General features: G+C 59.1%; 12 protein-coding genes and 1 tRNA gene. 9 read left to right on the forward strand and 4 right to left on the reverse strand.

Features of this window, described 5'->3' with window-relative positions:
* The 5 genes from HMPREF2724_RS04920 to HMPREF2724_RS04940 form a co-directional block, all read left to right on the forward strand.
* Positions 1-2,966, forward strand: a 2,966-nt coding sequence (locus HMPREF2724_RS04920; RefSeq protein WP_083306090.1) for an ATP-dependent DNA helicase, incomplete at its 5' end; no start/stop codon positions are given.
* On the forward strand, positions 2,950-6,159 hold the full coding sequence (locus tag HMPREF2724_RS04925) for an ATP-dependent helicase (RefSeq protein WP_070587442.1): 3,210 nt from the start codon (positions 2,950-2,952) through the stop codon (positions 6,157-6,159). The genes HMPREF2724_RS04920 and HMPREF2724_RS04925, both read left to right, overlap by 17 nt.
* Before the next feature lie 156 nt (positions 6,160-6,315).
* A complete protein-coding gene (locus HMPREF2724_RS04930; RefSeq protein WP_235591010.1) occupies positions 6,316-7,377 on the forward strand; it encodes a potassium channel family protein in 1,062 nt (353 codons plus the stop codon).
* Positions 7,377-8,096: an NAD(+) diphosphatase gene (locus HMPREF2724_RS04935; RefSeq protein ID WP_070587448.1), complete on the forward strand. Its 720-nt coding sequence runs from the start codon at positions 7,377-7,379 to the stop codon at positions 8,094-8,096. Before HMPREF2724_RS04930 ends, HMPREF2724_RS04935 begins: the two co-directional genes overlap by 1 nt.
* The gene (locus HMPREF2724_RS04940) at positions 8,089-10,143 is read left to right on the forward strand and encodes an ATP-dependent DNA helicase UvrD2 (protein ID WP_061921047.1); all 2,055 of its coding nucleotides are present in this window, start codon (positions 8,089-8,091) and stop codon (positions 10,141-10,143) included. Before HMPREF2724_RS04935 ends, HMPREF2724_RS04940 begins: the two co-directional genes overlap by 8 nt.
* Before the next feature lie 75 nt (positions 10,144-10,218).
* On the opposite strand, the gene HMPREF2724_RS04945 is transcribed toward HMPREF2724_RS04940, so the two are convergent.
* Complete coding sequence (locus tag HMPREF2724_RS04945; RefSeq protein ID WP_062035655.1) at positions 10,219-11,082, reverse strand: hypothetical protein; 864 nt, start codon at positions 11,080-11,082, stop codon at positions 10,219-10,221.
* A 60-nt stretch (positions 11,083-11,142) separates the two neighbouring features.
* Here HMPREF2724_RS04945 and HMPREF2724_RS04950 point away from each other — a divergent pair, with 60 nt between their 5' ends.
* Entirely contained in the window at positions 11,143-11,652 is a 510-nt protein-coding gene (locus HMPREF2724_RS04950) for a M48 metallopeptidase family protein (RefSeq protein ID WP_062035654.1), read from the forward strand.
* 45 nt (positions 11,653-11,697) lie between these two features.
* On the opposite strand, the gene HMPREF2724_RS04955 is transcribed toward HMPREF2724_RS04950, so the two are convergent.
* Positions 11,698-13,074: a zinc-dependent metalloprotease gene (locus tag HMPREF2724_RS04955; RefSeq protein ID WP_070587452.1), complete on the reverse strand. Its 1,377-nt coding sequence runs from the start codon at positions 13,072-13,074 to the stop codon at positions 11,698-11,700.
* Positions 13,075-13,167: 93 nt separating this feature from the next.
* Here HMPREF2724_RS04955 and HMPREF2724_RS04960 point away from each other — a divergent pair, with 93 nt between their 5' ends.
* Positions 13,168-14,232 (forward strand): YlbL family protein, encoded by a 1,065-nt coding sequence (locus tag HMPREF2724_RS04960; protein WP_070587456.1) that lies wholly within the window; start codon positions 13,168-13,170, stop codon positions 14,230-14,232.
* Here the strand turns inward: HMPREF2724_RS04960 and HMPREF2724_RS04965 are convergent.
* Together HMPREF2724_RS04965 and HMPREF2724_RS04970 are read right to left on the reverse strand one after the other, a co-directional pair.
* The gene (locus tag HMPREF2724_RS04965) at positions 14,229-14,912 is read right to left on the reverse strand and encodes a beta-N-acetylglucosaminidase (RefSeq protein ID WP_235591011.1); all 684 of its coding nucleotides are present in this window, start codon (positions 14,910-14,912) and stop codon (positions 14,229-14,231) included. The two genes, HMPREF2724_RS04960 and HMPREF2724_RS04965, sit on opposite strands and share 4 nt — an antisense overlap.
* A 90-nt stretch (positions 14,913-15,002) precedes the next feature.
* Entirely contained in the window at positions 15,003-15,554 is a 552-nt protein-coding gene (locus HMPREF2724_RS04970; protein ID WP_061921059.1) for a PPA1309 family protein, read from the reverse strand.
* A gap of 121 nt (positions 15,555-15,675) precedes the next feature.
* On the opposite strand from HMPREF2724_RS04970, the gene HMPREF2724_RS04975 reads away from it, so the two are divergent.
* Both HMPREF2724_RS04975 and HMPREF2724_RS04980 read left to right on the forward strand, forming a co-directional pair.
* Complete coding sequence (locus HMPREF2724_RS04975) at positions 15,676-18,642, forward strand: UPF0182 family protein (RefSeq protein ID WP_061921061.1); 2,967 nt, start codon at positions 15,676-15,678, stop codon at positions 18,640-18,642.
* Between the two features lie 159 nt (positions 18,643-18,801).
* Positions 18,802-18,878 (forward strand) — tRNA-Met (locus HMPREF2724_RS04980).
* Positions 18,879-19,012 lie beyond the last annotated feature (134 nt).

Genomic DNA, 19,012 nt, shown 5'->3' on the forward strand with positions numbered 1-19,012 from the left:
CCGATCCTTCGGGCATTCTGGTTGTTTCCACCTCCAAGGAATCTGGCGCCATCCTGCGCCGTGAATTGGCAGAACACCTTGAGGATTACGCGGCGCAGGCCTCCATGGTGCGCTCCGTGCACTCGCTGGCCTTTGCGCTGTTGCGTAATGCAGCGGACGAGGAGATCCGCCTTATCACCGGCGCGGAGCAGGACGCCGTCATCCGTGAACTACTCGAGGGCCAAGCCGAAGAACATCGCGGCAGCTGGCCGGCGGAGGTACGGCCGGCACTGACCTTCGAGGGGTTCGCGCGCCAGTTGCGCGACCTTCTGTTGCGCGCTATCGAGCGCGGCCAAGGTCCTGATGAGCTCATGGAGTTGGGTAAGAAGTATGACCGACCGATGTGGACTGCGGCGGGTGAATTCCTGCTGGAATATGAGCGCACCCAGCAGCTAGCCGGCCTACACTCTTATTCGGCGGCGGAGTTAGTCAACGAGGTACTGCTGCGCTCTAGCGCTACCGAAAACCACCCGTGGCACACCATCATCGTTGACGATGCCCAGCTGCTTGATCCAACCTCCGGATTGCTTGTGCAAAAGCTCTCGCGTGGGGCGGAACTGACCGTAGTAGCAGGTGACCCTGACCAAGCGGTCTTTGCTTTCCGCGGTGCCAATTCGGAGTTCTTGACTTCTTTTCCCGCAGAGCATGAGCTGGTGCTGGATGAACCGCGGCGTCGTCCAGCGCCTGCCTGCATCAGCATCGTGGACTCGCGCTCGACCTTGCGTGATGTGGTGGCCGACGCGGTGCGCCGCCGGCACTTGGAAGACGGCGTCGACTGGCGCGATATCGCCGTCATCGTCCGCTCTAGCGGAGATATCGGCCAGATTCGCCGCACGCTGCTAGCCGCTGGCGTGCCGGTTCATATCAATCCCACGGACGTAATCTTGGCCGAGCAAAGGCTGGTCAAGTCGGTACTTTTGGCATTACGGGCGCTCGAGCATGAACTCAGCAATGCGGAACTCGAAGACCTAGTCACCGGGCCTGTGGGCGGAGCGGATCCCGTAACCTTGCGCCGCCTGATTCGTGGCCTGCGGCGGTGGGCGCCACAAGCGCGCGGCATTGATTCGCTGCGTGGACTTTTGGAAGGGCAGTTGCCGGATTTCGCGGGGCTTTTGACCGAGCGCGAAGAAACCATCTTGGAGCGCATCCGCGCGATTGTGCAGGCAGGCCGCGCTGCCATTGGTGCGCAAGCCTCTATCGAGGAAATCCTGTGGGAGGTATGGAATGCCACTGGGCTCGATGCTCGTTTGCAGGCGGCTGCGTTGCGCGGTGGTGCAACCGGCTCGCAGGCAGACCGCGACCTGGATGCCATGATGGCGCTTTTTGATGCTGCAGGTGACTACTCTGAGCGCCGTCCCGGAGCTTCGCTCGATTCCTTCCTGCGGCACATCGAAGAACAAGAATTGCCCACCGGCGTGCGTGACCGCCGCAGCGCTATCCCGCAGGCGGTAGAGGTGATTACTGCGCACGGTGCGGTGGGCCGGGAATGGGACACTGTTGTCATCGCTGGCGCTCAGGAAGGTGCTTGGCCTTCCCTCGGTGAGACGGGATCGATCTTTGAGCAGGAAGCGTTAATTGATCTGCTGGATCGGTCGATTACCCCGGGCACGCCGGTAAGCCATGTGGCAAGCCGCTTGAGGGAGGAACGCCGCTTGTTCCATGTGGCCACGACCCGCCATCGTGCGCGTTTGTTGCTTGCCGCGGTCGATGCACCCGATGCTGACGTGCCCGAAGAGCCGTCGCGCTTTATTAGTGAGTTTGCGCGGCAGGGCAGCGTGGACGTGCCCGGTGCAGTCGAACGCCGGGAAGCAAATAAGCGCCTGCGCGCGGTGCGTTTGCCGCAAGAGTTGGGCTTGCAAGTGGCCGAACCCGAACCGGTATCAGTGCGCGGTGAGCGGGAAATTGACCCGCTCGAGGTAGCGGTGCTTTCGGTGCCTTTTTTCGTGGCCCAATTGCGCCGTGTTGTCATGGATCCTGAAAGCGGGGAGGCTGAGCGCAGTCAGGCGGCACGTCAGCTCGCACGGCTTGCCAAGGCCGGAGTGCCCGGAGCCCATCCTGAGCAATGGTGGGCTGCACGCTCGGTGGCGGTAGCGGAAGAAACGGAAGACTCTGGCACGCCCACTGGCCGTGTCTCGCCATCCCGCGTGGAGGCGCTCTTGCGTTGTCCGCTCAATGCAGTACTTGGAAACTTGAGCGAGGAAGAAGAGACGCCGCTGGCGTTGCTGCGCGGCACCATGGCGCATGCATATCTTGAGGCGCTGGGCCGCGGCGTGGATCCAGAACTTGGCAAAAAGATGGTCAAGGATGCTTTTGGCCTCATCCTTAATGCGCCCAGCTGGAAGCGAGACTCCGAGCTCGCGGACTTTGAGCGCCTGCTTGAGCGCACGCATCAGTGGGCCCAGGACACTGCTTCTAACTTCGAGCTGATTGGTGTGGAGGTTCCGGTCTCCGTGGAGGTCATGCCGGGAATTAAGGTGGCAGGCTATATGGACCGCCTGGTTAAAGCAGGCGAAGACTACATGGTGGTTGACCTCAAGACGGGCAGCAGCGCGCCGTCTCGTGAGGAAGCCAAAGACAATGCGCAGCTAAAGACCTATCAGCTGGCCTTGGCACATGGTCAGCTGTGCGACGCTAACGAAGACAAGGCACACGGTCCTGTAATCCGCACGGGTGAGGGTATGGCTCGCGGTGGCGGCGTGCTGGTTTATCCAGGCACTGATCAAAAGTCCATCACCAGCCGTGACCAAGCTGCTGTGCCGCCGGAAGAACTAGAAGAATTCGCTGGGAAGCTGCCCGCGCTGGTAGCTGAACTTTCCAGTCAGCACTTGACCGCCCGGGAAAATGAGTCCTGTGGGCGCTGCGCAATCCGGTCCATTTGTCCCATCCAAGCAGAAGGAAAGCAGGTCTCTGATGAGCTCGCAGACTAAACTATTAAGCCCCCAGCAACTTGCTGCTGCTTTGGATAAGCCTTTCCCGCCGACGGACGAACAGAGCAAGGTCATCGAGGGCCCGCTCGGTCCGAAGCTGGTCGTCGCCGGCGCGGGCGCTGGCAAGACGGAAACCATGGCCTCGCGTGTGGTCTACCTCGTGGCCAATGGCATGGTGCGCCCAGAAAACGTCTTGGGTCTAACCTTTACCCGCAAGGCAGCTCAGCAGCTTGAGCAGCGCATCCGTAAGCAATTGATGAAGTTGCGAGATTCCCGCATCGTCGCGCCGGATTCTGCAGCGGCGGAAGCGCTGGAAAACATTGCGCCGAAGGTCGCCACGTATGACTCCTACGCGGGTGATTTGGTACGGGAATATGGCCTGCTCGTGCCGGTTGAGCCAAGCGCGCGGATTATTACAGATGCAGAGCGCTTCGCTATCGCGCACGATGTCGTGCTCAATTACGGCGGCAAATTATCTGCGTCCCAGTCGGTGGCCACGGTTACTGAGACCCTGCTCAAGCTTGCACAATCCATCGATAACGCGTTGATGGATCCGGCCGATATCCGGGAGCATGCCCGGATCTTCACTGCCACCGCTTATGACCTAGAAAAGACCCGTAAAAACGGCCCGGAATTCAACAAGGATGTGCAACGGTACCTAGACCGCCAGCAGCTGCGTGTGGAGTATCTTCCACTCGTTGAGGCCCTGAAGGAAGAACAAGCGGCCCGTGGCGTCATCACCTTTGGCGAGCAAATGGCAATCGCCGCCAAGCTGGCCCAGAGCCATCCCGCAGTAGGCGAGCAGCAAAGCCAGCGTTTCAACGTGGTGATGCTCGATGAGTACCAGGACACCTCCCATGCACAGCGCGTGCTTCTTCGTTCCCTGTTCGGCGGCGTGCGCCCAGGCGTATCCGTAACGGCCGTGGGCGATCCAATGCAATCTATCTACGGTTGGCGTGGCGCCACGGCAGAAAATCTTGCTGCCTTCGTAGAGGATTTCCCTCAGGAAGATGGCTCACCCGCGCCGAAGGACCAGCTGACCACATCCTGGCGCAACCCACAGCGTGCTTTGGAACTGGCAAACGACGTCGCGGCCAAGCTCTTTTCCGAGTCCGCTGGCCCACGGCCTGTTGATGAGCTGCAGCCGCGCGATGGCGCGCCGGAAGGCGATATCGAGCTGGGGTATTTTGCCTCTGAGCGCGAGGAGCATGAACACATCGCCCAGCATCTCAAGAGCCTTTATGAGCGATACGAGGACCCAAACGATTTCAGCGCGGCGGTGCTTGTGCGAACGAATAAGCAATCGCCCCTTATCGCACAAGCCCTAGATGACGCAGGCGTGCCGAATGAAATCGTCGGCCTAGGCGGCTTGCTCTGGCAGCCGGAGATTCAAGATCTCATTGCCGTTGCCACCATCCTCGTCCGTCCGCAGGACACCAACGCCGCACTGCGCGTGCTCACCGGGCCCATGTGCGGGCTAGGCGTAAAGGATCTGCAGCAGCTATTGGCACGTCAACGCAACCTTGCCGGCGGCGATGCAGCGGCATCAGGACGGTTGCGTTGGGAGGGCGGCGACCCAGTCGAGCATCTCGCCGCCCAACTAGCGGAGCTGACTGAAGAAGGCACCGGACAAACTTTGGGCCTGGCCGATGCTTTGGCAGACCTTGGCGAGCGCGAACGCTATAGCGCGCCGGGGCTGGTGCGCATGGAGGAGCTTTCTTCGAAACTGCGCCATCTGCGTACCTACTCGCTGTCTAAGTCTTTATCGGATCTCTTCGCCGACATCGAAGCACTCTTTAATATCCGCACCGAGGTCCTAGCCAGCGGCACGTTGGGCGGCACCACGCACCTGGACGCTTTTGCCGACGTCGTCGCTGATTTCCACGGCGATTCCCTTTCCGCATTGCTGGACTATCTCTCGATGGCACGCGAACGCGAAGACGGCCTTACTCCCGGCGAAGCTCCCGCTGTAGCCGGGCGCGTGCAAATCATGACCGTGCACAAATCCAAAGGCCTGGAGTGGAAGCACGTCTGTGTGCTCCACGCTGACTCCACGAGCTACAAGGGCCAAGCCGAAACCTTCCTCACCTTCGTGGAGAAGGTCCCCGGTGACGAAGACGTCATCGAGCTGGACCCTGATGCCACAAAGCGTTCGGAATTCGGCAAGGCATGCGAGGCCTATAAGGAAAACGTGCGCCAGAACCAGCGCGAGGAAAGCGCGCGCCTGTTCTACGTTGCGATGACCCGCACCGAGTCCACGCTGACGATTACGGGTTCTGGAACCAACAAGGTCCAAAATAAGTCGAAGAAGGGGCCCTACGAATACCTAGAACTGCTGCGTGCAAAGCATCCTGACTTGGTTCAGCATTGGGACGTGCCTGCTAGCCCCGAGGAGGCTGCCGCGCACGAGGTAATGCTCGAGGGCACTTTCCCAGCGCTGGAAGCTAGCTCGCATGCTGTGAAGGCAGCGGAGACTGTGCTGGAGGCCATGGACAAACTTCCGGAGTTGCGCGCAGGAGAAACCTTTGAGCTTTGGGAACAAGAAGCCGGTGCTTTGATCGAGGAATACGCGGCATTGCAAGCACCCGTCGTGGACGTAGAGCTTCCAACCGAGCTGACAGCTTCCGACATGGTCTCGCTCAGTTCAGACCCCATTCAGTTCGCGCGGCGCCAACGACGTCCCATTCCTTTTAAGCCGAATGCATACGCCAAACGCGGTACCGCTTTCCACGCTTGGCTGGAAGATAGGTTTGGTTCGCCGGCTCTGTTGTCGGAGGATGAACTGCCCGGCTCCGATGAACAGCCTGAGCAGGACTTGGAAGCATTGAAGGAGGCATTCCTTTTCTCCGAATGGGCGCAGCGCACCCCGGAATACGTTGAGGCGCCTTTTGAAATCACCATCGGTGATTCGGTAGTACGCGGACGCATGGACGCAGTCTTCCGCGAAGCAGACGGCACCTGGTTTATCGTGGACTGGAAAACTGGCCGCCCGCCTAAAGGCGCGGATATGCGCGCGGCAGAGATCCAGCTTGCGGTCTATGCTGAGGCATGGCGGCGCGTGCATAGCACCGAAGACGTACGCGCGGCATTCTTCTATGTCCATGACGGCTATCTCTTTGAACCGCGGGATTTGCCCACCGGAAAGCGGCTGGTGGAGCTTCTTGAATCGGCAGTTTCTGCCTCTGCGGGTTAAGGTATTTAGCCGGTTCGTAAAACGCGGGTCCCATTATGGCTATGCTCGCGTTAACGCGTGCCGCTAAAGCCACAAAAATCAAAGTTAGAGGAAGACCAAAGTCCAGTGCCGAAACAACGTGCGCAACGCATAAGCCGTCGCTTTAAGGCGCGCTTCATGCCGCAGATTGAGCTGACGTCGCAGCCTGATCACGCGCTCATTGATGTGATCACGGTCCCGCGTGCTGACAATGACAGCCCGTGGAAGCAGCTGGGCAGCCGCGTCCTGTGGGCATTCGCGCTGCTTGTCTTCGTCACCGTCGTTGTTTACTTCGATGGTGATGGCTACAGCGAGAACCTGTCGTTTCTCGATGCTGCGTACTACGCCGCAGTCTCTCTCACCACAGTGGGCTACGGCGATATCGTCCCGGTGACCCCGCAAGCCCGCTTCGTCAACCTGCTTATAGTTACGCCAGCCCGCCTGATCTTCCTTGTTTTGTTGGTCGGCGCGACGCTGTCAGTGCTGACAGATAAAGCACGTCGTACATTCGAAATCCAGAATTGGAGAAAGCAATTGCGCAACCACACTGTTGTTATTGGTTACGGCACCAAGGGCGCGGGCGCCGTCGCTGCTTTGCTGGCTGACGACGTCCCGGCCTCCCAGATCGTGGTCATCGACACCAACCGTGCCTCGCTCGCGAACGCTGAACACCACGGCCTGGTCACCATCTTCGGTTCCGGCACTAAGCAAGATGTCCTGCGCATCGCGGGCGTCGAGAATGCGGCGTCTGTTGTCGTGACTCCGTCCACGGACGATACCGCCGTTCTGTGTACTCTCTCGGTGCGCGAGCTGAACCCGAAGGCAAAGATTGTCGCTTCGGTGCGTGAGTCTGAGAACCGCCACCTGCTGCGCCAATCGGGTGCCGATTCCGTGGTTACCTCCGCGGAGACTGCCGGACGCCTGCTGGGCCTTGCCACCGTAACGCCGACGGTAGTGGAAATGATGGAGGATCTCCTCTCCCCAAACGAGGGCTTTTCCGTCTCCGAACGTGCGGTCCGCGAGTTCGAGGTGGGCTCCAACCCACGTCACCTCGCAGACATCGTGCTGGCAGTGCTGCGTAACAACGAACTGCACCGCGTGGATACCGCGGATGCTTACTCCCTCAAGCCCGGTGATCGCCTCCTTTACATCAAGCACGAGATGGAGCAGGCAACTGAAGAAGAGGACGAAGAAGACTAGTGTTTCTTCCTGTCACCGAGAGCAACCGAGTGCCGGTCGATGACACGGGTGCGCCGGTCTTGGTCGCGGAGCCCAGCGGCCTCATCCTCGTTGAGGTAGGGGCCGTTCAGGCGTTTTCTATCCCCGATCAATCCGCTACGAAGCTGGGAACGCTCCGTGACGCTGCCTTCTTCGCAGAAAACCCTGACATCCTCAAGGCCATCCATTTAGTTCGCAATCGCCGGGAGACGCGTTTTGATGCGCGTACGGGTGATGAACTGTACTTCCCAGAACCGGGCGTCGTCGGGCGCTCGCTCCAAGACCCACGCCGCATGGTCTTTCCGCGGATCAACCCCGCAGTCATCGGCATTATCTACTTGGCAGGCACGGATAAGATCCTTCTGGCTCGCAACCGCGTGCGCAATAGCTTTTTCTCGCTCATCGCGGGCTACGTCGAACCGGGGGAGAGCCTGGAAGAAGCTTTCGCGCGGGAAGCGTTGGAGGAGACCGGCAGGCGCGTGCACGAAGTGCGCTATTGGGGCTCGCAGCCTTGGCCGCCTAGTGGCTCGTTGATGATGGGCTTTAGTGCGGTCACGGATGATGTCCAGGCTGTTTGCGATACTGATGGCGAGCTCGAAGAAATCCGCTGGGTTTCACGCGCTGAGCTGCCGGATTTAAACATTGCCCGCAAGGGCTCGATTGCACACACGATGATTATGGAGTGGTACCACGGTGAATAGGCCGGATTTGTCCCTATTGGACGAGGACCAGCTTGCAGCAGCCACCGCCCCGCGTGGGCCGGTGTGCATCCTGGCGGGCGCGGGCACCGGTAAGACCCGTACGGTTACTTATCGCATCGCCAACATGGTGGACCAAGGTTTCGCTAGCCCGCAGCGCATCCTTGCGGTTACCTTCACTACCCGTGCTGCGGGCGAGATGCGTGACCGCCTCAACCACATGGGAGTCGGCGGTGTCCAAGCGCTGACTTTCCACGCGGCGGCGCGGCGTCAGCTGCGCTATTTTTGGCCACAGGTGGCAGGTGATTTGCCGTGGGAGCTCGTCGATAACAAGTTCTCCCTCGTTGCCCGTGCGGTGCGCTCGCTGAATCTCGATAATTCGAAGGACTCCATCAGGGATTATCTCAGCGAGATCGAGTGGGCTAAGTCCTCGCTGGTTGGGCCAGATTCCTATCCGGAGGTAATCGCCACGACAGACCGCGAAGCGCCTGCTGAACCTGCCAAGGTCGCGGAGGTATTCCGCCGCTATGAGCAGCTCAAGTCCACTCCGGACCGCATGTTCTTGGACTTTGATGACCTGCTCATGCACATCGCTGGCGCCATTGAGAATGTCCCTTCCGTGGCAGAGGTCTTCCGTGAGCAGTACCGCACCTTCGTGGTGGATGAGTACCAGGACGTTACCCCGCTGCAGCAGCGGGTTCTAGATGCGTGGCTGGGGGAGCGCGATGACCTCACTGTGGTCGGCGATGCCAACCAGACGATTTACTCCTTCAACGGTGCCTCGCCGGACTATCTGCTGAACTTTTCGCGCACCTACCCCAACGCCACAATCGTGAAGCTGCAGCGTGACTACCGTTCCACCCCGCAGGTAACGGACTTGGCCAACCGCGTCATCGCGAAGGCATCTGGCCGCGCTGCCGGTACACGCTTGGAGCTGCAGGGTATGCGCGAGCCCGGCCCAGAGCCGACGTTCAAGGCTTTTGAATCCGAAGAGATCGAGGCAAAGGAAGTCGCGGGCCAAATCCTGACTCTGCTCAACAAGGGCGTTAAAGCCTCTGAGATCGCGGTGCTCTACCGCATCAACGCCCAGTCCGAGCAGTTTGAGCAGGCGCTTGCCGACGCCGGCATTGTCTACCAAGTCCGCGGTGGCGAGGGCTTCTTTCGCCGCCCGGAAATCCTGGAAGCAATCCGCGTGCTCATTGCGGCTACCCGCCGTGAAGACTTGCCAGCGGATCCCGTCGCCATCGCTCGTGCTGCTTTCGTTGAATTGGGGCTTACGCCTAGCGAGCCGCAGGGTGCCAAGGCACGTGAGCGTTGGCAGTCGCTGAATGCCCTCGTAGATCTCATCGAGCAAATTGTCCAAGACCATGAAGGCATTGATTTGAGCGGAGTGCTGGGAGAGCTGCATCGCCGTTCTGAAAATAAGCAGAACCCCACGATGGAAGGCGTCACGCTGGCGACCATCCACGCGGCCAAGGGCTTGGAGTGGGACGCCGTGTTCTTGGTGGGCCTGACGGAGAAGCTGCTACCTATCAACTACGCCATCAAGGCAGGTGACGAGCAGGTGGAAGAAGAACGCCGCCTGTTCTACGTCGGAATCACCCGCGCCCGCGAGCACCTCGCTTTGTCTTGGGCTTTGGCAAAAACCACTGGTTCTCGGGCCTCCCGTGAACGCACCCGCTTCCTTGACGGCTTGGTGCCGGGAATCGAAGAAAGCGCTGGTAGCGGTAGGCGCTATCGCGAGCGCAAGTGCCGGGTATGTGCAGCGCCGTTGAGCAGCCCGGCTGAAAAGGTCTTGGGACGCCACGAGTACTGCGATTACGAGGGCGACGAAGAAGTGTTCTCCGCTTTGCGCGCTTGGCGTGCGAACACCGCCCGCGATGCCAAAGTTCCGGCCTACGTCATCTTCTCCGATGCCACTCTGCAAGCAATCTCTGAGGCTCTCCCGGCTGACGAAGGCGAGCTGCTCGAAATCTCCGGCGTCGGCCCCTCCAAGCTTGAGCGCTATGGTGCGGAAGTTCTGCAGATCATCTCCACGCTGCGCAGCTGAGCAAGTATTCAGGGCAGCAAACTCAGACCTGCATTTTTAGTCAGATGCCGCAGGGAAGCGCCACGATGCTAGCGCTTAGCGCCGCTGGGACTTTTCAAAACAGTAGGGGCACTTCGGATGCTCGAGGACTAGGCGGTATTGGTTGTGGCCGTAAGGGTCTACTTCCAGTAACTCGCCTTGCATGACGCGGCTACTTTTTGCACCAGGTGGGCTGGGGCGGCCTGCAAGCCGTCTTAAAAAGATCATGGTTTGCATGGCAACTGCTTTGATAATGACCTCGTCGGCCTTAGCATCTGCCGTATCCAGCTGGGTGACGACGTTGTGCCACTGCTCATCGCCGTCGATTCGGTGCAGATGCGAGCACATGGGACACGGCCCGCGGCCGGCGGTTCGCAGAGGGCCAATTACACCACGGGCATCAAACATCGACACAGGTAAAAAGTCGCCCTTGCACTTGCGCAGTGTTTCAGCCAGTTCCACCGGCTTATCAAGGAAATCCACCGCTACCACCGGAAAATGCGGGCTGACAGCCTTGATATACGAGTAGGTATTTTCTTGTTCTAGCTGGTTACGCAGCACGAATCCATCCTGGCTGGCGGCTGCCCGTATGGCCTCGGCAAGCGGGCTTTTGCCCAGCACAACCACGCAGCTTCGCGCAGGCTCCGGCCACAAAATGTTGTAACAAATGAGATCCTCAATCAGCGAGCTCGCAGCGGTTTCCTCCATGCCGGCGCGGGTGAGGAGCCGCTGAATACTATCGCGCGTAATGGGCTGGTGGAGGCGAGACAGGGAAGCGATAATTTCGCTTTCCACCTCGACCACCCCCACGCGAGTGGCGTCCATGCCGAACTGAATGACGCCGGGCTCGCGCTCCAGAATGCTTACCCCCGGCGCCAACATGTAGGCAGTCGTTGATTGCTCTTGCGATGCAACTGGCATGCTTTTCCCCCTAAAGCCACGCTCGTTGCTCCCATTCCAGCACAAGTACAATGACCTGTCATGTCGAGTAATGAGAACTCAGGTGTCGCCGTGCGCGTTATCCGTTCTGCAAAGCGCAAGCGGACGGTGCAAGCACGGCTTGTCGACGGCGTCTTAGAAGTCCGGATTCCTTCCTGGATGTCGGCGAAAGAGGAGGCCAAAGCCGTGGCCGACATGCAGGCGAAGGTAGCGCGCAAGCACACCTCGACGCGGCGCTCTGATGCTGATCTGCACGAGCGTGCCGTCCAGCTCAACAAAAACTTCCTCGACGGGCGAGCGAAGATCGGCTCAATTCGTTGGGTGGGCAATCAAAACACACGGTGGGGCAGCTGCACTACCTCTACCGGCGACATTCGCATCACCGATCGCCTCAAGGACGTACCAGAGTATGTCCTTGATTCTGTCGTCATCCATGAGCTGACTCATACCTTCATCCCCGGGCACGGGCCGGAATTTTGGCAGTGGGCTGACCGCGCGCCGAAAGCGGAGCGGGCCAAGGGATACTTAGAGGCCTACCAGCGCTTTGGCTGATAGGCCTCTAATGGCAACGGGGTAGATAGGCAGTGGCCCTAGGCGCTATTCCTTGTCTTCACCGGAGTTATTGGAATCGCCGTTTTCATCCTGCTCGCGCAGCATTTCTTCAAGCTTTGCGAATTCTTCCTCGAAACCGGAATCGGTGGCATCGTCGAGCAAGCTGTCGATGAAGGCGGCCGGGTTATCGAGGTGCTCTGCCGTAGGAAGGAAGTCTGGGTGGTCCCAAGCCTTGTCGCGCTTGTCAACGCCCACGGCGACCGTCGCACGACGCCACAGCTCGGCAGCAGCGTCGACCTTCGGCGCAGATAACTCGATGCCGACGACCTTGGAAATGGCCTTTTCTGCGGATCCGCCGGTGGCACGGCGATGCGCCCACGCCTCGTTCATGGTGGAGGTGGACGGGATGCGATCTCCCAGTGCATCGTTTACTACCTGATCAACCCAGCCCTCAACGAGCGCGAGCAAGGTTTCCAGGCGGGAGACAGCACCGGCATTGCGGGAGGTGATGCGCGGGGTCAGATCCATGCCCTGCAGCTTGCTCATCGCATCCTGGATGGCTTGTGGGTCACCGGATTCGAGGTTGAGCTCGCGGGTTGCTTCCTCGATGTGGGAAGTGTCGATGACAAGGCCAATTGCGTATTCCTCGACGGAGGAAACCAAGCGCTCAACCAGCCACGGAACGTGCTTGAACAGGCGCTGGCGGGCGGCCTCGCGGGCGCCAATATAGACCAGAATTTCCTGGCCCGGCACATTGAGATCGCGCGCGATCTTTTGGATGTTGTGTGGCAAAAGCGCGGTGCTACCGGCAGGGGAGACCGGAATGCCGAAGTCGGAGCCGGTAAGCGCCTGGGTGGCAAGGTCACCAAGTGCGCGGCCCAACTGCATGCCAAAGTTCATGCCGGACATCTGATTCATCATGTTTGCCATCGGGCCCATCATCTCGCGGGCTTCTTCCGGCATTGACTCCAGCTGTGCATTGTTCATGTGCTCGGCAACTGGGGTAACCAAGCGCTTCCACATTGGCATCGTTGCTTCGAGCCACTCGCTGGAGTTCCACGCCTTGACGCTGCCGGAAGCGGTGGGCAATTCGGTGGCGTCGTCAAGCCAAAGCTCCGCTAGGCGTACGGCTTCTGCTACCGCATTACTATCGGCACTACTGATTTCCTTGTCGTTGGAAATCTGTTGCTGCGCGATGCGCTGGGCCATCTCATAGTTGACCGGGCCGGAGCCCTCAGGAGAGTTCATTGAGGAGCCCATGCCAGAAAGCATCTGGCCGAACTGATTAAGAAGGTCTCCTAGACCACCGCCCGCGGCGCTGCCACCGAAGCCGAAGGCGCCAAACGGGTTCTGGTCGCGGCGCGAGTTATCGTCGTCACCGTCATCATTGTTGGGAAAAGAAAAACCGAATCCGTTGCTCATGCGCTCCAATGTACCGGCTGGCGGTGGGCTGTTTCCATCGCTCGCGCAACGCTGTCAGCGAACAAGGATGAAAACGTTGTAGGCTAATTCCTCGTGAATTCACCAGAAAATCGACGCCTCCGCACGCTCGTTTGGGGCGCTATCCCGGTCATCGTGCTGGGTGGTGCCTTGAGCATCGATCGCATCCCTGGCACGGATATTGCTTTAACCGTGCCTTATGCGGCCGAGGGGCCTGGCCCAACCGTGGATACGCTCAGCGAGGTTGATGGCACTGAGGTCGTGGACGTGAAAGCGCCAAAGACCTATGAGACTTCCGGTCAGCTCAATATGACCACCGTGTCTGTGCGCACCAACATGACGCTGACGCAGGCCTTGGGTCGCTGGATCATGACTGATGACACTCTGGTACCAATCGATACCGTCATCCCGCAGGGGCAGACGGATGAAGAGGTAAACGAGTCGAACGAGCAGGCCTTCACACAGTCGGAGTCGGCTGCGACGGTCGCCGCGATGAATTATCTCGACGTGCCAGTGAAGATCGTGGTCGCGCAGGTTCTAGAGGATGCACCTGCCGCGGGGGTCGTGCGTGCAGATGACGTTATTACCTCCGTTGATGGTGAGAAGGTACCGCAGCCGGGGCAGGTGCAGGACATGGTCCGCGCGAAGAAGCCCGGCGATGAGGTCGAACTCGGCATCGAGCGCGGTGGCAAGAAGCTGCAAGAAAAGGTTACGCTGGCGGCGCATCCACACGATGATTCGGTGGCGCTGATGGGCATTTCGATGACCTCGAAGCCCAAGGAAGATATCCAGGTCGATTACAACCTGCAGGACATCGGCGGGCCGTCCGCGGGCATGATGTTTACTCTCGCGGTAATCGACAAGCTTTCTGATGGCGAGCTCAACGGCGGCAAGTTCGTTGCCGGTACCGGCACTATCAGCGAAGACGGCACGGTGGGTCCCATCGGCGGAATCGTGCACAAGGTCGCCGCATCGAAAGAAGCCGGCGCCGAGCTCTTCTTAGCACCCGCAGACAACTGCGCGGAGGCCACGAGCCGCGACACCGGCGACATGGTGGTTGCCAAGGTGGAGACCCTGGACGATGCCATTAAGGCGATGGATGACTTCGCCCACGGCAAGCAGGTTCAGACCTGCAATTAGATAAGACCGAGCTCTTTAAGACGCTCTTCGGGATCGTCTTGGTCGGTTGAGATCATCTGCTGCATCACGAGACCGTCCTTGTTATCCACCACGGTCAAGATGGCGGTATTGCCCAGCATGGACCAGCCGACGACGCGGTCGCCTTCATCCTTGACCACGCGGGAGCTGCGCAGCTCGGTGAGCACCTGCGTGGTTTGGGCGGCCTTGGACTTGTTCTTGAAGAACTGGAACTGGCCGATTTCCGAGCCGGAGCAGTTATAAGAATCTGCGACACCGTTGGGATCACAGCGGTCGAACTGCTGGAAGATCTCCACCGGAACAAGGGTTTCGAAGGTCTCGTAGGCTTCTTCTACCTGCTTGGAGAGCTTTCCGTTGCCCTTCTTTTCGCCATTGGCAGCAGTCGCAGAAGCGGAGGCGGACTCGCTTGCCGGCTCGCTCGCGCCAGATTCTGTTTCCTCGGAGGTGGTGGCCTCGGCCGAGGATTGCTCAGAAGAAGTGGTAGTAGCGGTGCTTGCCGACGTCTTCGGGGCCGGGGTTTCAGCCTTCTGACTGGTAGCTACAGGAGCAGCCGGTGCGGGCTGGCTAGCCTCCTGGCCGTCCCCACATGCCGCGAGGGAGCAACTTGCAGCAAACAGTCCAGCTGCTACGCAGGCGGTGCGGGCGGACAAGGAATTTCGCACGAGGTACTCCTTCAAAGCTGTGAGTTCAAAAGAAAGCATTGAGACTTCAGGTGTAGAGAAATTTGGGTCTAAGACACTTAGTGCCTCAGTTTAGTCGAGTTCATCGGGATCTTGTTCGAGCCCGTAGCGCAATGCGGCGATGACACCCGGTGCCACGTCTGGGCCGCCGCGCAGCTGGATATCGTCTTGTGCAAACGGGCCGGCTGCTTCCAGTTCTTCCTCGGTTGGGCGCACCTGCAGCAGGGTCAGTTCGACGCCTTCCTCACGCAGCACACCGGAGAAAAGGCGTGCAGGACGCGGGCTAGAGTCTGCGCTCTGGCCAGCCTCAGCAGAGGTGTCGCGGAATTTAATCTCTTGGGCCAAGATGACGCCGGCGATCTCGTGTGGCCAGACCACGCGGGAGACATAATCGGCTAGCTGCTCGGAGCCGGGTTCGATGTTTTCCGGGATATTGTCCTGCACGATAAGGGTCAGCGGGGAAGCGTCTTCCTCATTGAGCTCTGCCAGCTGGTCCGCGACCAAAGAAGTCGGCACCAGAGCGAAAAGGGTAGGGGGTGCCTCCCAGCCCTCAGCGTGGACAAATTCCACTGCTTCACGCATGGCTTTGTTTAATGCTGGCTGAGAAAGCTCGGGGGAACTCATGAGACTCCTTATTCGTTAACTGTGTATTGCTTCCCTAAGCTGGAAGACTATACCGCTTATATTCGCACGATTTTGATTGGAGCTGGCGTTGGCCTCTGGTATCTCCCGACCCGCTGCCCCAATGAAGCGACCTCCCAGGGGCTTGTCCTGGACGGTCGCTATCATTGCCGCCTTACTGTTCATCGGCCCATTGTTAGTGGGCTTTTATACAGATTGGAAGTGGTTCGGCGCAATTGAATACCGTGGTGTTTTTACCACCACCTTGGTAGCGCGAATCGTGCTTTTTGTCATCTTCGCAGTGGTATCGGCAGGCGTGGTTTATGCCGCGGGCCGCGTTGCATGGCGTGGCCGCCCCGAGAGCTTAGATTTTAACGATCTGAATTCGCCGGTTTACCAGTACCGTCGTTCCATCGAAAAGACCATGGGCGTGTTCCTAAAGGTTATCCCGCTGCTAGTCGGTGTGGTGGCAGGCCTGATGGGGCAGGCTTCGTGGCGCCAGTTCATGCTCTTTTTAAACGGCCAGGATTTCGGCGTTGATGATCCGCAGTTCCACAAGGACTTGGGATTCTATGCCTTCCAGCTACCGGTGTGGAACATCATCGTTTCGGCGTTTTCGATGCTGCTTCTGGTGTGTTTCTTGCTGGCGCTGTTTAGCCATTACATTTTGGGCGGCATTCGCATCGGCAACCGTGCCTCCGGTGTGCGCGGCTCCATTTCTCGCCCGGCTCGCGTGCAGCTTGCGGTAACCGGTGGCCTATGGATGCTGCTGCAGGTAGCAGGCTACTGGTTGGATCGTTATCAGCTTCTGTACAACCAACACTCGCTGTTTACCGGCGGCTCCTACACCGACATCAATGCTTACCTGCCGGCCAAGATCATTCTGATGGTCGTCGGCGTCGTCGTAGCAGTGGCGATTTTCGCTGCGGTGGTAATCAAGGATCTGCGTATCCCTGCACTTGCAGTGGTGCTGATGTTGCTTTCCTCTGTCATCATCGGTCAGGCTTGGCCGCTTTTGATGGAGCGCTTTTCCGTCAACCCGAACCGCCAGGCAAAGGAAGCGGAATACATCGCCCGCAATATTGAATCCACCCGCTATTCCTACGGGCTCACGGATGAGCAGGTTACCTATGAGGAGAACTGGGGAGCAGAGGAAGTAGCGGATTCTAAGGTGGCTTCGGATTCCTCCACGATTTCGAACCTGCGCTTGTTGGATCCGGATATCTTGGCGCCAACCTTTACCCAGATGCAGCAGCTGAAGAACTTCTATGGTTTCCCAGAGACCTTGGCGATGGACCGTTACACCGTGGACGGTGAACTGCGCGACTTCGTGGTCGCCGCACGTGAGCTGGATCCGAATGAGCTGCAGGAAAACCAGCAGAACTGGATCAACCGCCACACGGTTTATACCCACGGAAACGGCTTCGTTGCAGCCCAAGCAAACACGGTCGACGAGGTTGCGCGCGACGCCGGCTCTGCCCGCGGCGGATTCCCAATCTTTACCGTCTCCGATCTGCAAACCCAGCAGGGCAAGCAGCATGAGGGTGAAGGCGAGACCAAGGACGCCGAGAAGTCCCTGGGAATCAAGGTGGACCAGCCGCGCACCTACTATGGTCCGGTCATTGCCGGCGCACGCGATGGGCGTGACTACGCCGTAGTGGGCGAGACCGGTGATAAGCCAGTTGAGTACGATACCGATTCCACCACTTACACCTATGACGGTAAGGGCGGCGTTGAGATCGGCAATATTGTGGACCGCACCGCGTATGCGCTGAAGTACCAGGAGATGAACCTGCTGCTGTCTGACCGCGTGGGCTCCGAATCTAAGATTCTCTACGACCGCGACCCGCGCAAGCGCGTGGAAAAGGTAGCGCCGTGGCTGACCACCGATTCTGCCACCTACCCAGCCGTCATCGACGGCCGCATCAAGTGGATTGTGGATGGTTATACAACGCTTGAGTCCCTGCCTTATTCACAGCGCACCTCGCTGACAGATTCCACGCAGGATACGCAGAACCCGAACGGCACCAGCCAGCGGCTTATCAACGAGCAGGTGGGTTATATCCGCAACTCTGTGAAGGCTACTGTCGACGCTTATGACGGCTCCGTGGATCTCTTTGAGTTTGATGACCAGGACCCAGTTCTGAAGGCCTGGGAGGGCGTATTCCCGGGCGTCGTCAAGCCGAAAGCGGAAATCTCTGACGAGCTGCGCGGCCACTTCCGTTACCCGGAAGACATGTTCAAGGTGCAGCGCGATCTGTTGGCGAAGTACCACGTTTCCGACCCAGGCGTGTTCTTTAATAACGATGCCTTCTGGTCTGTGCCAGAAGACCCAACCGCCGGCGAGGCACGTGGTTTGAACCAACCTCCTTACTACGTCATGGCGGCGGATCCGAAGTCCGGGAAGCCAAGCTTCCAGCTGATTACTTCTTATCGCGGTTTGAACCGTCAGTTCCTCTCCGCGCATATGGCGGTGTCCTCGGACCCAGAGAACTACGGTCAGATCACCGTTCGCGTGCTGCCGACGAATACTCAGACCCAGGGCCCGAAGCAGGCGCAGGACGCCATGATGTCTTCCGACCAGGTCGCTCGTGACCGCACGCTGTGGGAAGGCTCGAATGACCTGAACTACGGCAACCTGTTGGCACTGCCGGTAGGCGGCGGCGAGATTCTTTACATGGAGCCTATTTACTCGCAGCGTAAGGACCAGGAATCCGCGTTCCCGAAGCTGCTACGCGTTCTCGTTTCCTACAAGGGTCGCGTGGGTTATGCCCCGACTATCGGTGAGGCCCTCGACCAGGTGGGCATCGATCCTAAGTCCGCGCAGGACATCACTGAGATCGACGGCGACGGCAGTGCAGCTGACGCGAAGAAGGACTCCGGTGAGGACTCCAAGTCCAAGGATGAGGGCAAGGCTTCGGCTCCTGCCTCGGCGCCGGCGGCCTCTAGTGAGGCCGATGCCATTGACGGCATCAACAAAGCACTCGACAACGTAGAGAAAGCCCGCAACGGTTCCTTCGAGGAATACGGCAAGGCTCTCGACGAGCTCGACCAGGCTGTTGAGGCCTACAAGAAGGTCGAGTCGAAGTAGGCAAGTAGAAAATACTGCCTAGATAAACGCGAATGGCCACCTGCCCAGGGGATTTGGGTGGGTGGCTATCTGTCTGTATAGTTACAGAGGTCGCCGACGAGAGCGGTTATGAAAATAATCAGTCTCGTTAAAGCGTAGATGTTTAGAAGTACATCTCGACGCGGGGTGGAGCAGCTCGGTAGCTCGCTGGGCTCATAACCCAGAGGTCGTAGGTTCGAATCCTGCCCCCGCTACCAACTTCCAAGCCCCTACCAGGAGAAACACTGGTAGGGGCTTTAGTTATTTCTCTTAAGGCGCACGTCCTGGGACTCAAATCGGGACTTTAGCGATGGCTTTTTGTGGGTTAAGTAGCAGAATGTGTGTCCGTTCG

It is taken from the genome of Corynebacterium sp. HMSC071F07 (genome assembly GCF_001810285.1).
Taxonomy (GTDB): domain Bacteria; phylum Actinomycetota; class Actinomycetes; order Mycobacteriales; family Mycobacteriaceae; genus Corynebacterium; species Corynebacterium simulans.

What these genes read in the sequence shown, in the direction of transcription:
- HMPREF2724_RS04955 (WP_070587452.1), bottom strand. Translation starts at nt 13,074, where the DNA reads ATGAGCAACGGATTCGGTTTTTCTTTTCCCAACAATGATGACGGTGAC.
- HMPREF2724_RS04950 (WP_062035654.1), top strand. Translation starts at nt 11,143, where the DNA reads ATGTCGAGTAATGAGAACTCAGGTGTCGCCGTGCGCGTTATCCGTTCT.
- HMPREF2724_RS04975 (WP_061921061.1), top strand. Translation starts at nt 15,676, where the DNA reads ATGAAGCGACCTCCCAGGGGCTTGTCCTGGACGGTCGCTATCATTGCC.
- HMPREF2724_RS04945 (WP_062035655.1), bottom strand. Translation starts at nt 11,082, where the DNA reads ATGCCAGTTGCATCGCAAGAGCAATCAACGACTGCCTACATGTTGGCG.
- HMPREF2724_RS04925 (WP_070587442.1), top strand. Translation starts at nt 2,950, where the DNA reads ATGAGCTCGCAGACTAAACTATTAAGCCCCCAGCAACTTGCTGCTGCT.
- HMPREF2724_RS04970 (WP_061921059.1), bottom strand. Translation starts at nt 15,554, where the DNA reads ATGAGTTCCCCCGAGCTTTCTCAGCCAGCATTAAACAAAGCCATGCGT.
- HMPREF2724_RS04930 (WP_235591010.1), top strand. Translation starts at nt 6,316, where the DNA reads ATGCCGCAGATTGAGCTGACGTCGCAGCCTGATCACGCGCTCATTGAT.